The sequence below is a fragment of the Blautia sp. MSK18_10 genome (assembly GCF_020553185.1).
In the GTDB taxonomy this organism is placed as follows: Bacteria; Bacillota; Clostridia; order Lachnospirales; family Lachnospiraceae; genus Blautia_A; species Blautia_A wexlerae.
Window position 1 is genome coordinate 1 of record NZ_JAJCGT010000124.1, and the last position, 653, is coordinate 653.

Sequence of the window (653 nt, forward strand, 5' to 3'; positions counted from 1 at the left end):
ATGCAGATGAAGATGAATATATTTTACTGCCGCTTCAATTTCTCTGCTGTAATGTCTCATTCCGGACTTTTGCACTTCCTGGGCAAATCTCAGAGCTGCTTTTTGTGATAACTTTTCTATGGAAGATTTACTGGTACACTCTTCCACTGTCTGAATATAGCCATCGCTTAATGCATAAGCAGTTTCTTCAGGTACGCCACCTTCAATCGCAGCTCTGGTAAACAGCGTAATTCCTGCGATAAACATATTCTTACTGTTTCGCAGTTCATTTCTGGACAGTATTCCAGGAGTTCCATCCGGTGTGATCTGAAAAACGGACTGTATTCTGTCTGTCTGACCATTCCTGATAGCATCATACTGCCGACGCTCACTTGCATAAGATTCATGTTTCTGTAAATTCTCACGTCTCTCAAATAGAGTATTCCTGCTTCGGTTCTCTGCAACCTGTTGTTCTTTTTCATTGTATTCCTTACTTTTCTCCTGCATCTTTATTCCTCTCGCATACGCAGCAATATTTTGTTATTTATATCAATATTTTACTATATTTTATCATTTGAAGGTGATATAGTCCAGATAAAGGCAACACAAACAATCTGTTTGTTACTGTTCACTCCGTTCACAGTAACGTAGCCAAAATTCATTCCAGATTGCCT

General features: G+C 39.1%; 1 pseudogene. It reads right to left on the reverse strand.

The features are described from left to right. A pseudogene (locus LI074_RS17110) lies at positions 1–486 on the reverse strand (helix-turn-helix domain-containing protein); the annotation flags it as partial. Positions 487–653 lie beyond the last annotated feature (167 nt).